Here is a 16,708-nt window from a genome sequence, read left to right as displayed (position 1 = left end):
CCCGGCCCGGTCAGGTCGGGTCAGGTCAGATCGGGTCAGGAACCCCCGCCGAGCTCGCGCGCCACGGTGGCCAGCGCCCCGGCGAAGGCGACCTCTCTGTCAGGCGCCGCGCCCCCGGCGACCACCACGCCGACGACACCGGGCACCTCCAGCAGGCGGGTGCCCAGGTCCACCGCGGCCCGGATCCCCTCGGCCTCGGGGTCGCGGGCCTCCAGCACCCGTTCCACGTATCCCCGCGGCAGGACCGCGGCCGCGAAGTCGGCCAGCAGCAGTGCTCCCGCCCGGTCCACGACCAGCGGCACCCCGGGCACGATCGGGACCTGGGCGCCGTGGGCCGCCGCGGTCGCCTCGGCGAAGGCGTGCACGTCCTCGACCTCGCCGCAGTACTGCAGCCAGCACATCGAGCCACCGGCGCGCGCCTTCGCCGACACCCGCGCCGGACGCACCTCCACCGGTGGCGCGTTCGGGCTCTCCGCGAAGGAGGTGAGCAGGCCGAGCGCATGGGCGCGGGGGAGCAGGGTCGCGGCCTCGAGGTCGAAGACCGGCCTGGCATCGGGCCGGTCGCCGGAATCGGTGTGGTCACCGGTCACGCAGTGCACCCCGGCCACTCCCACCTCGCGCAGCGTCGCCAGCTCGAGGTCGAGTACGTCGCGGTCCCGGTCACGGCAGTTGACCCCCGACCAGACCCGGAGCCCTTCCCGGGCCATCAGCCGCGCACGGTAGGCGGGCGGGTACTGCACGCGGCTCCGGCCCGAGTCGCCGGCCAGCGCGCAGTCGGTCGCGTCGCGGAGCACCTCGGCACAGGCGCGTACCGAGTCGCTGCTCATCGGGAGGGCGGGGAAGCCTGTGACCACGAGGGGCCGCCGGGCGAGCAGCTCCACCACCTCGCGGCCTGCGGTGGTGGTGGGTCCGGGCGGGGTCTCGTCGACTGCGGGCCAGCCCGAGGGGAGCGTCGAGGAGACGAAGCAGCACGGCGTCGGAGCGACCTCGCAGGTGCCGTCGGCGGCGACTCCGCCGCACGGCCCGTAGGTCATCTGCTTCGGACAGTCCGACACGGCCGCGGTCATGGGTGCCCACCGAGTGCGACGGTGCGAAGGCCGCGGAGCACCGCCGTCGCGCCCGCCTCCTGCCATACCGGCTCGACGTCCTGGTCGCCGTGGTCGAGGACGACGAGGTGCCCGGCGTACGCCGCCAGCCGGACGCAGTCCAGCGGGCTGAGGTCGTCCACCCGGCCAGGGACGGGCTCGGTGCCGACGACGACCGCCGCCACGTCGAGGTCGGCGAGAGCTGCGAGGTCGCCCTCTACGGCGACGCGGTTCCGGTCGTGGAGCGAGACCCGGCACCAGACGTCGAGCCCGGCATCGCGGTACGCCGCTGCCCGGAGCACGGCGGTGACCGGGGCGAGGTCCGAGACGAGCACGGCATCGGGTCGGGCTGTCGGGTCGATGGGGTCTGCCAGTGAACGGGCTGTGCGGGACCGGTCGGCCAGGGAGCCTTCGGTGGCGGGATCGGTCTTCAGCAGCGGTGACCCGCCGGCCGCCAGGAAGCTGGCGAGATGGGCCGCGCGCGGCCCGTGCACACCTGGACGGAGCCGGTCCTCGGGGTGGGCGTCCCCGGTCAGCGGCCACGCCTGCATCGCGCCCTCCGATCCGCCGGTCCCGTCCCGAGCTGCATGTTGATGTGGTCAACACCCGGCATCCTAGGAACGGTATGTTTCCCCGACGTGACGCCGGCTGTGGAGTCGGCGATCCTGAGTCGGGAGGGGCGCAGTGCGCGACGACGGGGCTGGATGGCTGGACCGGCTCGCTGCTCCGGGGCCTGACCCGGGTGGAGGTGCGGCGGCGGCGGTGATGCTCGCCCTGGGGTCCGCGCTGACCCAGATGGTGGCCTCCTACCCGCCCCGGCCGGAGTCCTCCGCAGACCTGAGCCCGGCCGTCTCCGCGTGCCTCGAGTTGCGCCGTAGGGCACTCGTCCTGGTGGACTCCGATGCCGCCGCGTCGGTCCGGCTGGTCTCCGCCTGGCGCGCCGGCGGGCCCGACCTGCACGACGCTGCCGTGGCCGCTGCCCGGAGCAGCGCGGACATCATCGAGGTCGCCGCCGAGGCGGAGCCGCTGCTGGAGCTGCTGCTGAGTGACGGCAGCAGGCAACCCCTCGCCGACGTCGCCGCCGCTGCGGTGGCGTACGCCGCGGCCGTGCGCACCGCGACCGTGAACCTCGTCGGCAACCTGCGCATCGCCGCGTCCTCCGGTGAGACGGATGCACGCGAAGCCGACCTGGTCGGCGGGATCACGGTGGCCGAGGCGGACGCCCTCGCGGACCGGCTGGACGGCGTCTGTGCGCGGGTGCGGCGCGAGCTGGACTGAGATCGGCTGGGTTGGACTCGACCTCTTGACCTCTTGACCTCCTGAGGTTTCTGCCTGTATTATCGAACACAGGTTCGATCCAATAGTGATGCTGAGGGATCGAATCGGACCGCCGTGAAGTCGGGGGTCCGCCTGCTCACGGGCGTGCTGCATCGACGTGTGAGACCAGTCAGTCATGGTCACGAGTCGGTGCAGGAGGTGCGCGATGAGCTCGACGTTCGATCGGCCCGCGCTGCATCCGGTGCTGGCGTGTGCCGAGACGGTGGAGGCGGCAGTGAAGTCGGCCGCGGACGTCCCCGTGGAGTTCATGGCGCCGGCGGACAAGCGCGCCGCGCTGGTGCAGCTGAGTCGGGTGGAGGCGCAGCTCGCTTCCCTGCGCATGCGGGTACTCACCGCCGCCGACGACGTCGCCCTCGCCGAGGGCGCCCGGGATGCTGCCGCTTTGGTCACCCACCACACCCGCGGTGATGCGGGTGCGAACCGGCGTGATCTCGCGTTGGGGCTGGCACTGGACCGGCGCTGGCAACAGGTGGGCTCGGCCCTCGGCGCCGGTGAGGTCAATGTCGCGCAGGCGCGGGTGATCGCGCACGCGCTGGACGAGCTGCCCGCCGCAGAGATCGGCGCGGACGTCCTGACTGCGGCAGAGGCCCATCTGGTGGCGCAGGCGGCGTACTTCGGGCCGCGCGAGCTGCGCCACCTGGGCCGGCGGATCCTGGACCACGTCGCCCCCGAGGTCGCGGAGGAGCAGGAGGCCAAGGCGCTACGGCGCGAGGAGTCCCGCGCCTGGCGCCGCACCTCGCTGGCGACCACCCGGCTGGGCGACGGCAGCACCCGGATCACCATCCACGTCCCCGACAGCGTGGCCGCCCGGCTGCACACCTACCTGGAGGCGTTCACCTCACCTCGACACCACAACGGCGTCGAGGGCTTCACTGCCGGCACGACCGAGCGCGTCCCGGCCGACGTACGCCGGGGCCAGGCGTTCTGCGCGCTGCTGGAGGCCGTCGACCCGAAGCGGCTGCCGGTCCACGGTGGGGATGCCACCACCGTGATCGTCACGATCCCGCTCGCGGACCTGCGCCGTGACCTCGGCGGCGGCGAACTGGGGCCGACCGACCGGCTCACCGCCGGGGAGGTCCGGCGCCTCGCCTGCACCGCGAAGATCATCCCCGCCGTGCTGAACGGGAAGTCCGAGGTGCTCGACCTGGGTCGGTCCTCGCGGTTCTTCAAGCCTGCGCAGCGCAAGGCGATGGTCGTGCGTGACAAGGAGTGCCGCGCCGAAGGCTGCACCATCCCCGCCGCCTGGTGCGAGGCCCATCACTGGGGCAGAGCCTGGGCCAAGGGCGGCCGCACCGACCTCAAGGACGGCGTGCTGCTCTGCTCCTGGCACCACCACCGCGCACACGACGACGGCTACGACACCAGCCGGCTACCCAACGGCGACGTCCGATTTAGCAGACGGGTCTAAGCGCCGATGATTGGCCGTCGAAGCCGCAGTGCGCATCTCGTCATCCACAGGCACACCAGGGACTCCGCACCTCCCCGGGTTTTCCACAGGGCCAGGAATGCTGCTGGCAGGCGGCGGCGCCACGGACTTGGCTCCAGGTATGCCGAAGTCACGAGGTCGCAAGCGCAAGCCGCACCAGAAGCAGCCGCACCAGAAGCGGGCGCAGCAGAACAGGTCGCGCCCGGGGAGTCATCCGCGGAGCATGGGTGAGCTGCGGGCGGGCGCGCTCGGTGGCCTCGGTGAGCTGCTGCACGCCACCGATCTCGCCGAGGCGCGCGGAGACGCCCTCACGGCCCTCGAGCTGATCATGAGGGACCTGGACACCGGTCGCGACGACAATTTCTGGCGTCCACTACGGGTGCAGCGACTGATCCAGCTCGTCGCCCTGCGGCCGCTGCTGCCCCGATGGGTGACCTCGCGCTGGATCCTGGACCAGGCGGCCCAATCGCTGCACGAGGCGACCCGTCCCCAGGCACGCAGGGCGATCGAGATCGCCGTCGAGACCAGGGGTGGGGAGGGGACCCTGGTCGGCGTCAACCGGCTCGACGCCCGCGCGAAGGTGGTCGACCACGACTGGGTGCATCGGCAGGTCTTCCTCTACGAGCTCGGTGCTCTCCAGCACTTCCTGGCCCGGGTCGCGACGCCGGACCTGATCGCGGGAGCCGACCAGATCCACGACTGGGCCAGCGCAACCATGGGCGCGTTCAGGTTTCTGCACAGGTCTCCCCGAACGTTGACCTGGCTCGACCTGGGGGCGGGGGAGCAGGTCACCGTGCCCAACCTCGGAGGTGCCGCGCTGCTCCTGCCCGACGAGTGCGTGATCGGTCGGCTGGTGCCGATCGAGGGGGGAGCGATGTTCGAGACCGCACCCCTGTTCGTGCCCGACGACGTGGCCCACAGGGTGGCTGACGAACCGGACGGCTGGGTGGCGGCTGTCGCGGAGGCGTGTCGACGGCAGGCTCCGCCGGAGCAACGTGTGCGGACCAGCCCTCACGGCTTCCGGATGCTGACCGACGTCCCCCTCGACCTCCAGTACGCCACCATCGGGGCCTTCGTGGAGCACGTCGGAGAGTCGAACCTCGGGATGGACGCCGGGGACCTCGCCGCGGTGTCGACCGCCTTCGTCCGGGCTGCGATCGAGGGGGAGGTGGAGGGGGTCGACTTCGTCGCGGAACCATGGCCCATCGTCGCCGCCACGCTCCTGCACTCGACGGTCATCCCTTCCCTTGCCGGGGGCGTGACCGACTCGGACGCACCCAAGCTGCGTCGGCTGGCCGAGCAGCTGGCGGCACCCGCCGACGCCGTCTGTCGGGTCCTGGCAGGCGAGCAGGAACAGGCCGGGTCCTGACCCGCTGAATCGGATGGGAGTGTTGCTCACTCGCAGCCGACGCCGTCGCCCTCCCGGTCGAGGTGCGAGCCGTAGCCGGGCTGGCCGCGGCGGACGGGTGCCGCGCCGGCGGCCCGGGCGGCGGTGCAGTTCTCGTAGTACACCGAGCCTCCGAGCGGAGGTGTGGCCTTCTCCGGGACGGGCTCGGGCTCGGCGTACGGGTCCGTGATGGTCTGGGTGACCGTGGTGGGAGCTCCGGAGTCTGCGGGCACGGGCTCGTCCGGGCAGCTGGTGAGCACCCGCTCGATCGCGGTCTTCTCCGGTGCGGTCACCCAGAGGCCGTACTTCGCCTTGACCGCCACCTGGCGGGCGACGTACGTGCACCGGTAGCCCTTGTTCGGCGGTAGCCAGGAGGCGGCGTTGCTCGCGCCCTTGCTGCGGTTGGCCGAGGCGTCGACCGGCTCCAGGTTGAGCGGGTCGTTCGCCAGGGCGGCACGCTTCTTGATGTCCCAGCCGAAGGCGCCGGTGACCCACGCGTCCGCCAGCGCGACCACGTGGTCGATGTCGACCAGGGTGCCGTCGCCGCGGACGAACCGGATGGTGGTCGCGGTGTAGGTGTCGAGCAGCAGCCCACTCGTCACCACGCATTCCTTCGTCCCCGGCCGGTGCACGATCTCGGTGAGGCGCAGGCCGAGCATGTCGTTGCGGGTGTCGCAGCCGTTGCGGTCGGCGTCCAGCCAGGCCTGCCCGAACCTGGCCCGGTCGTAGCCGGTCATCGGGGCGCGGCCCTTGACCGGCAGCCGGGCGAGGACGTCACTCGCGCGGTTGGTGTCGCCGGTGTCGCCGCTTTCGGTGTCGCCGGGCTCGGTCGGTGTAGGGGCTGGCGATGTGGCGGGGGTCCGGGACGGCGCCGGCTTGGCGGGGGACGAGGTAGCGGGCGCGCTGGTGTCGTGTGTCGGGCCCTCCTCGAGGGCGGGGCTGCTGCAGCCGGCCAGCAGCACAGCGGCTGCCAGAGCGGTCCCGAGTCCTGCGCATCTCCGTGGCACGTGCGGACTCTAGGGCCTGTCGTGGGCCGACTTGTCGGTGCTCCGCCGTAGGACTGTCGTGTGTCTGAGGAGGATCGCCGTGGAAGAGATCACGATCGACCAGTACGCCGAACAGTTCGTGCGCTCCCTGGCCCGCGCACTCACCACTCCACGGGGCGGTGAGTGCCTGGTCTGCTACGTGCTCCGGATGCTCAACGAGTTCGGCTGCGACACCACCCTGCGGTTCGCTCGCGGCTATCGCGACCTGCGTGCACCGCGGGCAACTGCGCTGGAGCATCGGCTCGCGGGGATGGGTGGGTTCTGCGACTGCGAGATCTTCCTCAACGGGATGCGACGTGCACCCCACCTGCGGGACTACGACTCCTACGGTGACGAGGTGGCAGGAGCGGAGCCACCGCCCTGTGCCGGGGTGCGCCGCGGTTCCACCCGGGCCTGCGCGAGCTGGGTGCGCCGGGGGCGGGGCTAGGGACCCCGGTGCGCGACCCAGCCACGCGTGTTGCCGGTTACCTGCCCTTCCTGGTGCAGGGATCCCCGACCCGGGCGGTCTGACCGCGGTCGACCACGACCTCCCGAGTGGCGAGCACGCGACCGTTGCGGTTGCTGCAGGTGAGGTTCCATGCCTCCTTGAGCCCGGAGTAGGTGCCCGGGGTGGGGGAGGCGTAGTCGACCCGACCGGTCCAGTCGGAGGTGGCTCCTCCGCCGTAGTTGATCAACCGGACGGTGTAGGTGCCCGGCGCCGGGTCGATCAGCACTGCCTGCTCGGGGTCGGCCAGGGTGGCCGCAGTCGCGGCCGGCCGGCCCCGGGAGTCGTAGATCTCGACGTCCCAGTCGACCTGGGCGTCGGGCCACGAGATCACGACTGTGGCGGTGCCGTTGTCGTAGGACGGCTGACCCGCCACGGTGAAGGTCGCGGTCTCGTAGGTGCCCTCGGCCGGGGTGCCCGCCGGGTTCACGATCGCCTGGGTCGGCTGCGCGGGACCCTGCGGGTCACGGCCGTAGCGGCCCACGACCAACGGCCGCGTGGACGGGTTCACCGCCCAGCGGAACTGCCCACCCTTGGTCTCGTAGCTCGAGGTGAGGTTGTCCCGGTAGTAGCGCGGGGCGGTGGTCGAGCCGTCGGTCTGGATCACCGGCGAGGTGGCCGTGATGAACGACTTGCTCACGGTCAGCCTCCGGTTCGGACGGGTGTTCCCGACGATGGTGGAGTGCAGCGCGGCGTTCACCGTGGCTTCGGCCATCACGTAGTACGCCTCGCGGTTGCCGCCGTAGCCCGCACCCGCAGCCGGTGCCAGGCCGAGGTACTCGTTGACCACGCCCTCCTGGTACGGCGGGTGGAACTCGTCGGGTCCGATCTCGAAGGTGAACCCGAGCCCGCCGGTGTTCCAGTAGCTCCAGTCCTCGGTGGAGCCGGAGGTGTCATAGAGCTGGAACGAGGCCCAGTTGGCGTAGCCGTTGGCCTCGGTCATGTCCGCACCCAGTTGGCGGTAGACCGGCTCGTCGGGGCTGAACCCGGTCGAGCGGATCGACGGCGGACGCAGGACCAGGTTGGAGTAGGTGTGGTTGGTGATCAGGTTGGTGACCTGGCGCTCCGAGACCAGCTTTCGGACGTTGTCGGTCTCCGGCTCCGACCCGGGCCCGTCCCCGCGGAAGGTGTCCGAGGACCACAGCGGGCTCGCACCGGGGCCACCCCAGAAGCCGGGGTAGTTGCGGTTGAGGTCGGTGCCCCGCAGCCGCCCGGCCGGGTTGTCGGCGCAGGTGCCACCGCGCCGGTCCGCCGGGGTCTGGACCGAGATCGAGCAGTTCTTGCGCTTCATCTCGTAGTCGAACTCGCTGAAGTCGCCCAGGGGCGCGGCTGCACGGGAGATGACGAAGCCGTCGACGTTGACGACCGGAACCACGATGGTTCGCGAGCGCTGCACGATGCGGCGGGTGCGTGCGTCGGTGCGGTAGTTCTCGACCAGGTCGTAGGCGAACTCCATCGCGTGCTCCGCGGATGGCCACTCCCGCGCGTGGTGCGCACCGAGCATCAGGAACACCGGCTTGCCGTCGTTGACCTGACGGGCGTTGGCAGTGATCTCGATGCCACGGACGGCGCGGCCCTCGATCGAGCGGTTGCGCAGGGTCAACGGCTTCACCAGGTTGCGGTAGCGGCGGGCCAGCTGGGTCATCTCGCGGTTGTAGTCGTCCAGGTTGCGGTAGGCGGTGCGTCCGCTCGGAAGCGGGGACTGCGCGGTTGCCGCGTCGTAGCGCCGGTCCTTGGCCTGGTTGGACTTCAACCGGGCCTGCAGGTCGGGGATCTTCACGGTCCAGTCGAAGCCGGCCCCGCGGAGACGGGCCGCGTCCTTGCGGCCGTGCAGCACGACCTCGACGCCGGTGGCGTCGCCGTGCTCGGTCATGTCCAGCCCGAGCTTGCTGACCTTGGTCCGCGCCGCCGGGGTTCGCGCCTCGACGTGGACGACCTGGACCTTGCCGGTCTGGTTGCGGCTGGAGCCGACCAGTGGGTCGTCCGGCGCCGCGCTCGCCTGCGTGGACGACAGCGCCGTCGCCACCAGGGTCAGGGCGCCGAGTCCGGCGACGGTCGCGAGACGGCCCCGACGAGGGGGACGTGCGGCGCGGGTGGGGCGGACGTGGTCACTGGACATGGCTGCCTCCCGAGGCGGCGAGTGCCTCGAAGGTCCCAGTACCTGCGAGAACTCTCCTTGGCAACCTAGGACCGCTTCCGCGGGGTTGGCAAGAGTCTCGGCAGCGAGACCGGTACTCCTCGACTCCGCCACGAACGGCGAATGAGGCGTATAACGGAGAGCCAGGAGGGCCCATGGACTCGGAACCTGCGGCTGGGAGATCTCGCCGTCTCGGTGACGTGTTGCCCTACGTGCTCGCGGTGGTGATGGCCGTGATCCTGGTCGTGGTGACGGTGAGTCGCGGAGGTCCCTCGGACGCGGCGAAGGACACCCTCGGCGGCAAGCAGCTGAAGATCATGGCTCCTGCAGATCCCGGCGGTGGCTGGGACTCCACCGCGCGGGCGATGCAGGCGGCGCTGGAGGGGATCGTCGGGCGCAGCGAGGTCTACAACGTGACCGGTGCGGGCGGGACGATCGGCCTGAGCCAGCTGGTGAACTTCGACGGGCAGTCCAACCAGCTGATGGTGATGGGGCTGGTGATGGTCGGCGCGATCGCGGCCAACGACCCCAAGGTGCAGCTCGACGAGGTCACCCCGATCGCCGAGCTGGTCAACGAGGAGCAGCTGGTCGTCGTACCCACCGACTCGCCGATCAAGGACGTCGGCGACCTCGAGGCGGCGATGCGGCGCGACGTCACCAAGGTCGCCTGGGCCGGTGGCTCGGCCGGGGGAGCGGAGCAGATCCTCGCGGGGTTGATCGCCAAGGCGCTGGACCAGGAACCGGGGCAGGTGAACTACATCGCCCACGCCGGCGGCGGGGAGGCGATCGCGACCCTGCTGGCGCGCAAGGACACGGTGGGGGTCTCCAGCGTCTCGGAGTTCCGTCCGCAGATCGAGGCCGGCAAGCTCCGGCCGATCGCCGTAGCGAGCGCGGAGCGCGTCGACCAGCTCGCGGACACCCCCACGCTCAAGGAGAGCGGCATCGACGTGGAGGTGACCAACTGGCGCGGAGTGGTCGCACCGCCGGGAATCACCGACACCCAGCGTGAGGGCCTGCAGGAGATCGTCGAGGAGATGACCACCACGACCTCCTGGAAGGAGACGCTCGAGCGCGAGGGCTGGAAGTCCGTGGTGAAGATCGGACCGGACTTCGACGAGTTCCTCACCGACGAGGTGACGCGGGTCAACGCCGTGGTCGACGAGCTCGGGATCGGGAAGGTGTCGTGATGGCCCAGGAACACCACAGAGGACATGGGACAGAGCGAGCGCCGCTGAACGTCCGCGGCGACCTCGTCGGTCACGAGGGTGCGGAGGAGCTGCACATCGAGGACGAGCGGGCCACGGCGCTGGCGACCCTCGTCCTCGGCGGAGTCCTGGTGCTGGCCGCGATCGCGACGATCACCCAGGCGACCCGGCTGAGCAACAACGGCAACGCGGTCGGCCCGGCCACGGCACCGTGGGTGATCGGCGCGCTGATGCTCGTGGTCTCGGTCCTGATGTGCCTGCGCGGGTGGCGAGAGCTGGCGACGGCCACCCCCGAGGAGCCCGGTCACCAGACCGAGGTGCAGGACTGGAAGCGCCTCGGGGTCCTGCTGGCCGCGCTCGTGGTGTTCGCGGTGGTGAACTCGTTCCTTGGGTACGTCGTCTCGGGGACCCTGCTCTTCGGAGTGACGGCGATCGTGCTCGGCGCCCCGCACCGCGGCAAGGCGTTCGCCTACGGGTTCATCGTGGCCGCGGGCATCTACCTCGTCTTCGACGTGGTCATCGGGATCTCGCTGCCGGCCGCGGTCTGGGGGTTCTAGGGGATGGACTCCTTCTCCTTGCTGATGGACGGGTTCGGTGACGCGCTCACCCCGACCAACCTGCTGCTGGCGCTGGTCGGGGTCACGCTGGGCACGCTGGTCGGGGTGCTTCCCGGCATCGGCCCCGCCCTGACCGTGGCGCTGCTGCTGCCGATCACGTTCACCCTGGAGCCGACCGGGGCGCTGATCCTGTTCGCGGGCGTCTACTACGGCGGGATGTACGGCGGGTCGACCACGGCGATCCTGCTGAACACCCCGGGGGAGAGCGCCTCGATGGTGGCGGCCCTGGAGGGCAACAAGATGGCGAAGTCGGGGCGCGCGGCCTCGGCCCTGGCCACCGCCGCCATCGGCTCGTTCGTGGCCGGCACCATCGCCACGATCCTGCTGACCTTCCTGGCCCAGCCCCTGGCCGACGTGGCGGTGAAGTTCACCGCGGCCGACTACGCGGCGCTGATGGCGATCGCCTTCGTCACGGTCGCGACCCTGCTGGGCACCTCGCCGCTCAAGGGCGCGGCCAGCCTGCTGATCGGGCTGACGATCGGGCTGGTCGGCATCGAGACCCAGAGCGGTCAGTCTCGGCTCACCTTCGGGATCCCGACCCTGCTCGACGGCATCGACGTCGTGATCGTCGTGGTCGCGCTGTTCGCGATCGGGGAGGTGTTCCAGCACGCGCTCAAGGGCGGTGGTGGCGGCACGGTGACCCCGCTGGAGGGGCGTGCGGTGATGACCCGTGAGGACTGGCGCCGGTCCTGGCCCGCGTGGCTCCGCGGCACCGCCTTCGGGTTCCCGATCGGCGCGCTGCCGGCTGGCGGTGCGGAGATCCCGACGTTCCTGTCCTACGCGGCCGAGCGGAAGCTCTCCAAGCACCCCGAGGAGTTCGGGCACGGCGCCATCGAGGGCGTGGCAGGGCCGGAGGCCGCGAACAACGCCGCTGCCGCCGGCGTGCTCGTCCCGTTGCTGACGATCGGCCTGCCCACCTCGGCCACGGCAGCGGTGATCCTGACCGCGTTCCAGTCCTACGGCTTGCAACCGGGTCCGCAGCTGTTCAGCGAGTCCGGGCCGCTCGTCTACGCGCTGCTGGCCAGCCTGTACGTCGGCAACGTGATGCTGCTCGTGCTCAACCTGCCGCTGGCGCGCGTGTGGGCCAAGCTGCTGCAGATCCCGGCCTACGGGATCTACGCGGGGATCATGGTGTTCGCGACGCTGGGCACGTTCGCGACCGGCGGCAACATCGCCGACCTGCTGCTCCTCTACGTGCTCAGCCTGCTGGGCGTGCTGATGGCCCTGGCCAAGGTGCCGGTCGCGCCCGCGATCGTGGGACTGATCCTCGGCCCGATGTTCGAGGAGCAGGCGCTGCGCGCGGTGCTGCTCGACGGCGGCAGCGTGACGGGCCTGTTCTCGACCACGCTGAGCATCGTGCTGTGGGCGGTCGCCGCCCTCGCGCTGGTGGTGCCGATCGTGCTGGCGCTGCGTCGTCGGGAGTAGCTGCGGTCAAGCCTCGGCGACGGTGAACAGGTCGCCTGGACTGCAGTCCAGGGCATCGCACAGGGCCGTCAGTGTGGAGAACCGGACGGCCTTGGCGCGCTGGTTCTTCAGCACGCTGAGGTTCACGATCGAGACTCCGATGATCTCGGCCAGGGCTGTCAGGGTGAGTCCGCGCTGCTCCAGCAGCTCGTCGAGGTGACACACCACGCGGTGTGGTTCCTCCACCGGCATCAGACAAGACCCTCGACATCGTGCTGCAGGCGCGATCCGTGCGCGAACGCCTCGGACAGGGCAGCCGCCAGCATCAGGCCGAGGAAGCTGAGCCCGGAGATGTCGAAGGTCATGCCCGTGCTCCCTGCCGCGAGGGCACGTTGTGCCACGACGTCGTCGGCGAACCCCGAGACGAGGGCGAAGCCCACGCTGCCCAGCAGGATCACCACGGCGAGGACCCGCAGTGAGGCAGCGCTCGTGGCGAGGAACGGCGTGCCCCGCTGGAGGTTGCGCAGGACCCGCAGCACCTGCCAGGTGGCGAGGCAGACCGCGATCGAGAGCAGTACGCCGGGCAGCAGGGTGGCCAGCCAGGTGCCCGTGCCAGCGTCGGGGATCCGGACCGAGATCGCGTCGCCGCCTCTCAGCGAGACCCCGCCGGCGGGGCTCAGGCTGTCCGGCACGTCCGTGGGCCCGAGCCCGTCCAGCTCCCAGCGCAGCGACCGGCCCATCACCCAGCGCACGAGCGGGGCGCCGACCGAGGAGACCGCCACCCCCGCGGCGATGAGGAGGAGCAGGGCCCTGGTCAGCCAGAAGTCCGTCCGGTCGTAGGTCGGTAGGCGCATCGGGGGCTCCCGTTCATCGTGAGGCAGTTCATCGAGTCCGAACTCGCTGCGGCGAGTTCTTTAACGAAAAACGATAACAACGATTAACGATAAGTCAAGGTCTCGGGTGAGGCCTGAGGTCCCACGTGTAGCGACTGGTCGCCACGACGTCGAGGTCGCGGTCGGCTCCCATCGTGGCGACGCTGCCCATCAACCGGGTCAACCGCCGGTCGAGCTCGGCCTGGTCGCCGGCGCTGCCGTAGAAGGCGTGGATGTCGTGCATCGCCTCGGTCGGGAAGAGCTCCTCGACGACGGCGTCGATGTCGGGGGTGTCCTCGGTGAGCCTGGTGAGCACTCGGTTCTGCACGTAGCCGAACGTCGCCTGGGTCTCGATAGCGATCTGGGTGTGCGGGCCGTGCCAGTGCGCCAGCCAGTCGGCGTACGGCAGCTCGGCGGGGCGGCGCAGGAACGCCACCTGGGCGAGGCCGTCGAGGCGGACGCCGTCGGGGACCGATGGTGGGTCCAGGGGCACTCGTTCCTCGACCTCCCACGCAGCCAGGCGGCCGGCGTACGGGCGCAGGAGGGAGACGACACCCGCCGGCTCTGCCACAGCCGACGTCCACACCGAGACCACGCACTCCAGCGGGGCATCGAAGTGCTGCAGCCGCAGCACGGTCTCCGGGACGTGGTCGTCGTCGAGGTTCAGCTGTAGCCGCGTGGCACCCATGGCGTGGAGCCGCTCCCGCAGCTCGGCGCTCGCCAGCGCCGTCCGGTCCGCGTCCCACAGCGCCAGCACCACCTTCATGCGCGCACTCTAGGGCGACCGCGGGCGCTGCGGACCCATCTGGCGGAACCTCTTGTCAGATGGGGTGGCCCGTGCGTTGATGATCCACATGGCATTCGACGTGATCATCAAGGGTGGCCGCTGGTTCGACGGGACCGGCGGGCCCTCCGGCGTACGCCATCTCGGGATCATCGACGGCCGCGTCGCGGAGGTCTCCGAGACCCCGCTCGACGAGACCGGCTGCGAGCGTGTGGTGCAGGCGCAGGGGCAGTGGGTGCTCCCGGGGATGGTCGACATCCACACGCACTACGACATCGAGGTGCTCGAGCATCCGGATCTCGTGGAGTCGCTGCGGCACGGGGTGACCACGATCCTGATCGGGTCCTGCTCGCTGTCGACCATCCACGTCGACCCCACGACCGCGGGGGACCTGTTCGGGCGGGTGGAGGCGATCCCGCGCCGGCACGTGATCGAGACGCTCGAGACCCACAAGAACTGGAGCAACGCTCGGGAGTACGTCGCGGCCCTGGAGGCCCTGCCGCTCGGTCCCAACCTCGCCGCGTTCATCGGGCACTCCGACCTGCGCGCCGCCGAGATGGGCCTGGACCGGGCCACCCGCAGCGACGTACGACCGACCGAGTCGGAGCTGACCAACATGGCGGCGCACCTGAAGGAGGCGCTCGACGAGGGCTTCGTCGGGATGTCGGCGCAGGAGCTGATGTTCGACAAGCTGGACGGTGACACCTGCCGCTCGCGCACGCTGCCCTCGACGTACACCAGGGGGAGGGAGCGGCGGCGGCTGAACGCGCTGCTGCGCGAGCGCGGCCGGGTGCTCCAGGGCGGGCCGGACATCACCTCGGTGAAGAGCATCGCCACGATGACGCTGAACACCCTGCCCCTGGGCCGGGGCGGGTCGAAGCGGGGCCGTCGGAACCTCAAGACCAGCCTGCTCTCGGCCGCTGACATCAAGGCCAACCCCGCGCTGGTGCAGATCATGGGGCCGATCGCGGCGATCATGAACTCGCTCGGCGGCGACTTCAGGTGGCAGCACCTGCCGGTGCCGTTCGAGGTGTACGCCGACGGCATCGACCTCGTGATCTTCGAGGAGTTCGGCTCCGGCGCCGCAGCGCTGCACCTGGCCGACGCGGTGGAGCGCAACGCGCTGCTCCAGGACGAGGCCTACCGTCGCCAGTTCCGCAAGGACTACGACGCGAAGTTCGGGATGCGGGTCTGGCACCGCGACTTCTTCGACGCCGAGATCGTGGACTGCCCCGACGACACCGTGATCGGCAAGACCTTCGGCCAGGTCGGCATCGACCGCGGCGGGCTGCACCCCGTGGACGCGTTCCTCGACCTCGTCGTGGAGCACGGCACCAAGGTCCGGTGGCGTACGACGATCTCCAACCACCGGCCGAAGCTGCTGAAGAAGCTCGGCAGGAGCCCCGGTGTGCAGATCGGGTTCTCCGACGCGGGCGCCCACCTGCGCAACATGGCGTTCTACAACTTCGGGCTGCGATTCCTGCGGCACGTCCGCGACGCCGAGCAGTCAGGCCGGCCGTTCATGACGCTGGAGCACGCGGTGCACCGGCTCACCGGCGAGCTGGGGGAGTGGTACTCCATCGACGCGGGGCACCTGCGCGTCGGTGACCGGGCCGACCTCGTCGTGATCGACCCCGCCCACCTCGACGAGTCACTGGACGCCTACGCCGAGGCGCCCGTCCCGGCGTACGACAACCTGCCGCGCATGGTGAACCGCAACGACGCCGCCGTCACTGCGGTGCTCGTCAACGGCCACCACGTGTTCGGCAACGGGGAGGCCGCGGCGAGCCTGGGCCAGGAGCGGACCGGTCAGTTCCTGCGCGCCCGCTGAGGGGCTGGTGAAGGGCTCTCAGGCGAACGCGGGCATCACCCGGTCGTGGATCAGCTGCAGCTGGGTGTCGACGTCGGGCACGCCCTCGACCTCGCGGCCCATCAGCGCCTTGACCAGGGCCTTGTCGGTGATCGCCAGGATCAGGTGGTTGATGCCGGCCGAGGTGATCTCGCTCTTCAGCTTCTGGGCGCACTCCTCGGGAGTCCCGGCGATGGAGAGGCGCTCGGCGATCTCCGGGGTGGTGAGCTCGATGCCCTTGGCCATGTCCCCGGCGCCGATGGCCTCGATGATCGGAGCCATCTCCTCCGGGTCGACGCCGTTGCGGCGCAGCTGGTCGTGCGGCATCGAGGAGGCGTAGAGGCCGACCATGCTGCGGGCCGCGTCCTTGGCCTTCGCGGAGTCCTCGCCGCACGAGAACACCACCCAGGCACCGAGGTCGAGGTCCTGCACGTCCTTGCCGGCACGCTCGGCACCGATGGCGCAGTGCTCCATCATGTAGTCGTAGGCCTCGCGGGTGTAGCTCAACGCATGGTGGCACCCGTCGGAGAACTCCGCGGACACCTCGAACGACTTCGGTCCCTTCATGGCGCCCATCTTCACCGGCAGGTGCTCCTGCACCGGGCGCGCGAAGGTGAACAGGCCGGAGTAGTTGAAGAACTCGCCTTCGCGGGTGATCGCCCCGTCGTCGAGGAACTTCCGGATCACCTCGACGCCCTCCTTCACGCGGGAGAGCGGCTTGGTCTGCGTCCAGTCGATGCCGTACTGCGCGAGCAGGCCGAAGTTGCCGCTGGAGAGCACCACCTCGGCGCGGCCGTCGGTGAGCTCGTCGAGGGTGGCGGCGGCCTGGGCGATCAGCGTCGGCTCGCGCAGCACCACCCCGGACACACTGGGTCCCATCCGGATCTGAGAGGTCTGGGCCGCGGCGGCGGCGAAGAGCAGCCACAGGTCCTTGTGCCAGGTCTCGTCCGCGGCGTACACCGCGTGGAACCCGAGCTCGTCGGCCTTCTTGATCGATGCCAACGACTCCGTGAGCGGGTAGTCGGGAAGCATCACATAGCTGAACTTCATCTCATCCTCCTTGTGGACATGCAC

The 16,708-nt window shown here is 70.6% G+C and carries 16 protein-coding genes; 8 read left to right on the top strand and 8 right to left on the bottom strand.

Going from position 1 to position 16,708, the window contains the following annotated elements:
• Window positions 1-35: 35 nt before the first annotated feature.
• Both AC4BGB_RS06840 and AC4BGB_RS06835 read right to left on the bottom strand, forming a co-directional pair.
• Complete coding sequence (locus AC4BGB_RS06840) at window positions 36-1,067, bottom strand: methylenetetrahydrofolate reductase C-terminal domain-containing protein (RefSeq protein WP_490545937.1); 1,032 nt, start codon at window positions 1,065-1,067, stop codon at window positions 36-38.
• On the bottom strand, window positions 1,064-1,636 hold the full coding sequence (locus AC4BGB_RS06835; protein ID WP_490545936.1) for a hypothetical protein: 573 nt from the start codon (window positions 1,634-1,636) through the stop codon (window positions 1,064-1,066). Before AC4BGB_RS06835 ends, AC4BGB_RS06840 begins: the two co-directional genes overlap by 4 nt.
• Before the next feature lie 133 nt (window positions 1,637-1,769).
• Between AC4BGB_RS06835 and AC4BGB_RS06830 the strand changes: the two genes are divergently transcribed.
• The 3 genes from AC4BGB_RS06830 to AC4BGB_RS06820 all read left to right on the top strand — a co-directional run bounded on the left by AC4BGB_RS06830 (window position 1,770) and on the right by AC4BGB_RS06820 (window position 5,218).
• The gene (locus AC4BGB_RS06830; protein WP_490545934.1) at window positions 1,770-2,363 is read left to right on the top strand and encodes a cyclodeaminase/cyclohydrolase family protein; all 594 of its coding nucleotides are present in this window, start codon (window positions 1,770-1,772) and stop codon (window positions 2,361-2,363) included.
• Between the two features lie 205 nt (window positions 2,364-2,568).
• Entirely contained in the window at window positions 2,569-3,831 is a 1,263-nt protein-coding gene (locus AC4BGB_RS06825) for a DUF222 domain-containing protein (RefSeq protein ID WP_490545933.1), read from the top strand.
• 139 nt (window positions 3,832-3,970) lie between these two features.
• Complete coding sequence (locus tag AC4BGB_RS06820; RefSeq protein WP_490545931.1) at window positions 3,971-5,218, top strand: hypothetical protein; 1,248 nt, start codon at window positions 3,971-3,973, stop codon at window positions 5,216-5,218.
• A 26-nt stretch (window positions 5,219-5,244) separates the two neighbouring features.
• Here the strand turns inward: AC4BGB_RS06820 and AC4BGB_RS06815 are convergent, their stop codons facing one another.
• Window positions 5,245-6,243, bottom strand: coding sequence for a GmrSD restriction endonuclease domain-containing protein (locus AC4BGB_RS06815; protein WP_490545929.1), 999 nt, complete (start codon window positions 6,241-6,243; stop codon window positions 5,245-5,247).
• 79 nt (window positions 6,244-6,322) lie between these two features.
• Here AC4BGB_RS06815 and AC4BGB_RS06810 point away from each other — a divergent pair, with 79 nt between their 5' ends.
• A complete protein-coding gene (locus AC4BGB_RS06810; protein WP_490545927.1) occupies window positions 6,323-6,709 on the top strand; it encodes a DUF2695 domain-containing protein in 387 nt (128 codons plus the stop codon).
• 37 nt (window positions 6,710-6,746) lie between these two features.
• Here AC4BGB_RS06810 and AC4BGB_RS06805 read toward each other — a convergent pair whose 3' ends face one another.
• A complete protein-coding gene (locus AC4BGB_RS06805; RefSeq protein ID WP_490545926.1) occupies window positions 6,747-8,885 on the bottom strand; it encodes a M14 family metallopeptidase in 2,139 nt (712 codons plus the stop codon).
• Window positions 8,886-9,058: 173 nt separating this feature from the next.
• Here AC4BGB_RS06805 and AC4BGB_RS06800 point away from each other — a divergent pair, with 173 nt between their 5' ends.
• Genes AC4BGB_RS06800 through AC4BGB_RS06790 form a run of 3 tightly spaced genes read left to right on the top strand, consistent with a single transcriptional unit; the run spans window position 9,059 to window position 12,150 of the window.
• Entirely contained in the window at window positions 9,059-10,090 is a 1,032-nt protein-coding gene (locus AC4BGB_RS06800; protein WP_490545924.1) for a Bug family tripartite tricarboxylate transporter substrate binding protein, read from the top strand.
• Window positions 10,090-10,665, top strand: coding sequence for a tripartite tricarboxylate transporter TctB family protein (locus AC4BGB_RS06795; RefSeq protein ID WP_490545922.1), 576 nt, complete (start codon window positions 10,090-10,092; stop codon window positions 10,663-10,665). The genes AC4BGB_RS06800 and AC4BGB_RS06795 overlap by 1 nt, the downstream gene beginning before the upstream one ends.
• Window positions 10,666-10,668: 3 nt before the next feature.
• Window positions 10,669-12,150, top strand: a complete 1,482-nt coding sequence (locus AC4BGB_RS06790; RefSeq protein WP_490545920.1) for a tripartite tricarboxylate transporter permease — start codon at window positions 10,669-10,671, stop codon at window positions 12,148-12,150.
• Between the two features lie 6 nt (window positions 12,151-12,156).
• On the opposite strand, the gene AC4BGB_RS06785 is transcribed toward AC4BGB_RS06790, so the two are convergent.
• From AC4BGB_RS06785 to AC4BGB_RS06775, 3 genes are all read right to left on the bottom strand, one after another.
• Window positions 12,157-12,381, bottom strand: coding sequence for a helix-turn-helix domain-containing protein (locus AC4BGB_RS06785; protein ID WP_490545918.1), 225 nt, complete (start codon window positions 12,379-12,381; stop codon window positions 12,157-12,159).
• Window positions 12,381-12,983 (bottom strand): DUF2975 domain-containing protein, encoded by a 603-nt coding sequence (locus AC4BGB_RS06780; protein WP_490545916.1) that lies wholly within the window; start codon window positions 12,981-12,983, stop codon window positions 12,381-12,383. Before AC4BGB_RS06780 ends, AC4BGB_RS06785 begins: the two co-directional genes overlap by 1 nt.
• A gap of 94 nt (window positions 12,984-13,077) precedes the next feature.
• Window positions 13,078-13,767: a hypothetical protein gene (locus AC4BGB_RS06775; RefSeq protein ID WP_490545914.1), complete on the bottom strand. Its 690-nt coding sequence runs from the start codon at window positions 13,765-13,767 to the stop codon at window positions 13,078-13,080.
• A gap of 88 nt (window positions 13,768-13,855) precedes the next feature.
• On the opposite strand from AC4BGB_RS06775, the gene AC4BGB_RS06770 reads away from it, so the two are divergent.
• Complete coding sequence (locus AC4BGB_RS06770) at window positions 13,856-15,616, top strand: N-acyl-D-amino-acid deacylase family protein (RefSeq protein ID WP_490545912.1); 1,761 nt, start codon at window positions 13,856-13,858, stop codon at window positions 15,614-15,616.
• Window positions 15,617-15,634: 18 nt separating this feature from the next.
• On the opposite strand, the gene AC4BGB_RS06765 is transcribed toward AC4BGB_RS06770, so the two are convergent.
• Window positions 15,635-16,684: an LLM class flavin-dependent oxidoreductase gene (locus tag AC4BGB_RS06765; protein WP_490545911.1), complete on the bottom strand. Its 1,050-nt coding sequence runs from the start codon at window positions 16,682-16,684 to the stop codon at window positions 15,635-15,637.
• Window positions 16,685-16,708: the final 24 nt, after the last annotated feature.

This window comes from Nocardioides sp. Z30_9 (genome assembly GCF_058215735.1).
The sequence above is the reverse complement of the archived record's forward strand: the minus strand, read 5'-3'. Positions and strand labels throughout refer to the sequence as shown.

Coding starts and splice junctions, on each gene's coding strand:
- AC4BGB_RS06805 (WP_490545926.1), bottom strand. CDS start 8,885: ATGTCCAGTGACCACGTCCGCCCCACCCGCGCCGCACGTCCCCCTCGT.
- AC4BGB_RS06840 (WP_490545937.1), bottom strand. CDS start 1,067: ATGACCGCGGCCGTGTCGGACTGTCCGAAGCAGATGACCTACGGGCCG.
- AC4BGB_RS06820 (WP_490545931.1), top strand. CDS start 3,971: ATGCCGAAGTCACGAGGTCGCAAGCGCAAGCCGCACCAGAAGCAGCCG.
- AC4BGB_RS06790 (WP_490545920.1), top strand. CDS start 10,669: ATGGACTCCTTCTCCTTGCTGATGGACGGGTTCGGTGACGCGCTCACC.
- AC4BGB_RS06770 (WP_490545912.1), top strand. CDS start 13,856: ATGGCATTCGACGTGATCATCAAGGGTGGCCGCTGGTTCGACGGGACC.
- AC4BGB_RS06835 (WP_490545936.1), bottom strand. CDS start 1,636: ATGCAGGCGTGGCCGCTGACCGGGGACGCCCACCCCGAGGACCGGCTC.
- AC4BGB_RS06800 (WP_490545924.1), top strand. CDS start 9,059: ATGGACTCGGAACCTGCGGCTGGGAGATCTCGCCGTCTCGGTGACGTG.
- AC4BGB_RS06775 (WP_490545914.1), bottom strand. CDS start 13,767: ATGAAGGTGGTGCTGGCGCTGTGGGACGCGGACCGGACGGCGCTGGCG.
- AC4BGB_RS06795 (WP_490545922.1), top strand. CDS start 10,090: ATGGCCCAGGAACACCACAGAGGACATGGGACAGAGCGAGCGCCGCTG.
- AC4BGB_RS06825 (WP_490545933.1), top strand. CDS start 2,569: ATGAGCTCGACGTTCGATCGGCCCGCGCTGCATCCGGTGCTGGCGTGT.
- AC4BGB_RS06785 (WP_490545918.1), bottom strand. CDS start 12,381: ATGCCGGTGGAGGAACCACACCGCGTGGTGTGTCACCTCGACGAGCTG.
- AC4BGB_RS06765 (WP_490545911.1), bottom strand. CDS start 16,684: ATGAAGTTCAGCTATGTGATGCTTCCCGACTACCCGCTCACGGAGTCG.
- AC4BGB_RS06780 (WP_490545916.1), bottom strand. CDS start 12,983: ATGCGCCTACCGACCTACGACCGGACGGACTTCTGGCTGACCAGGGCC.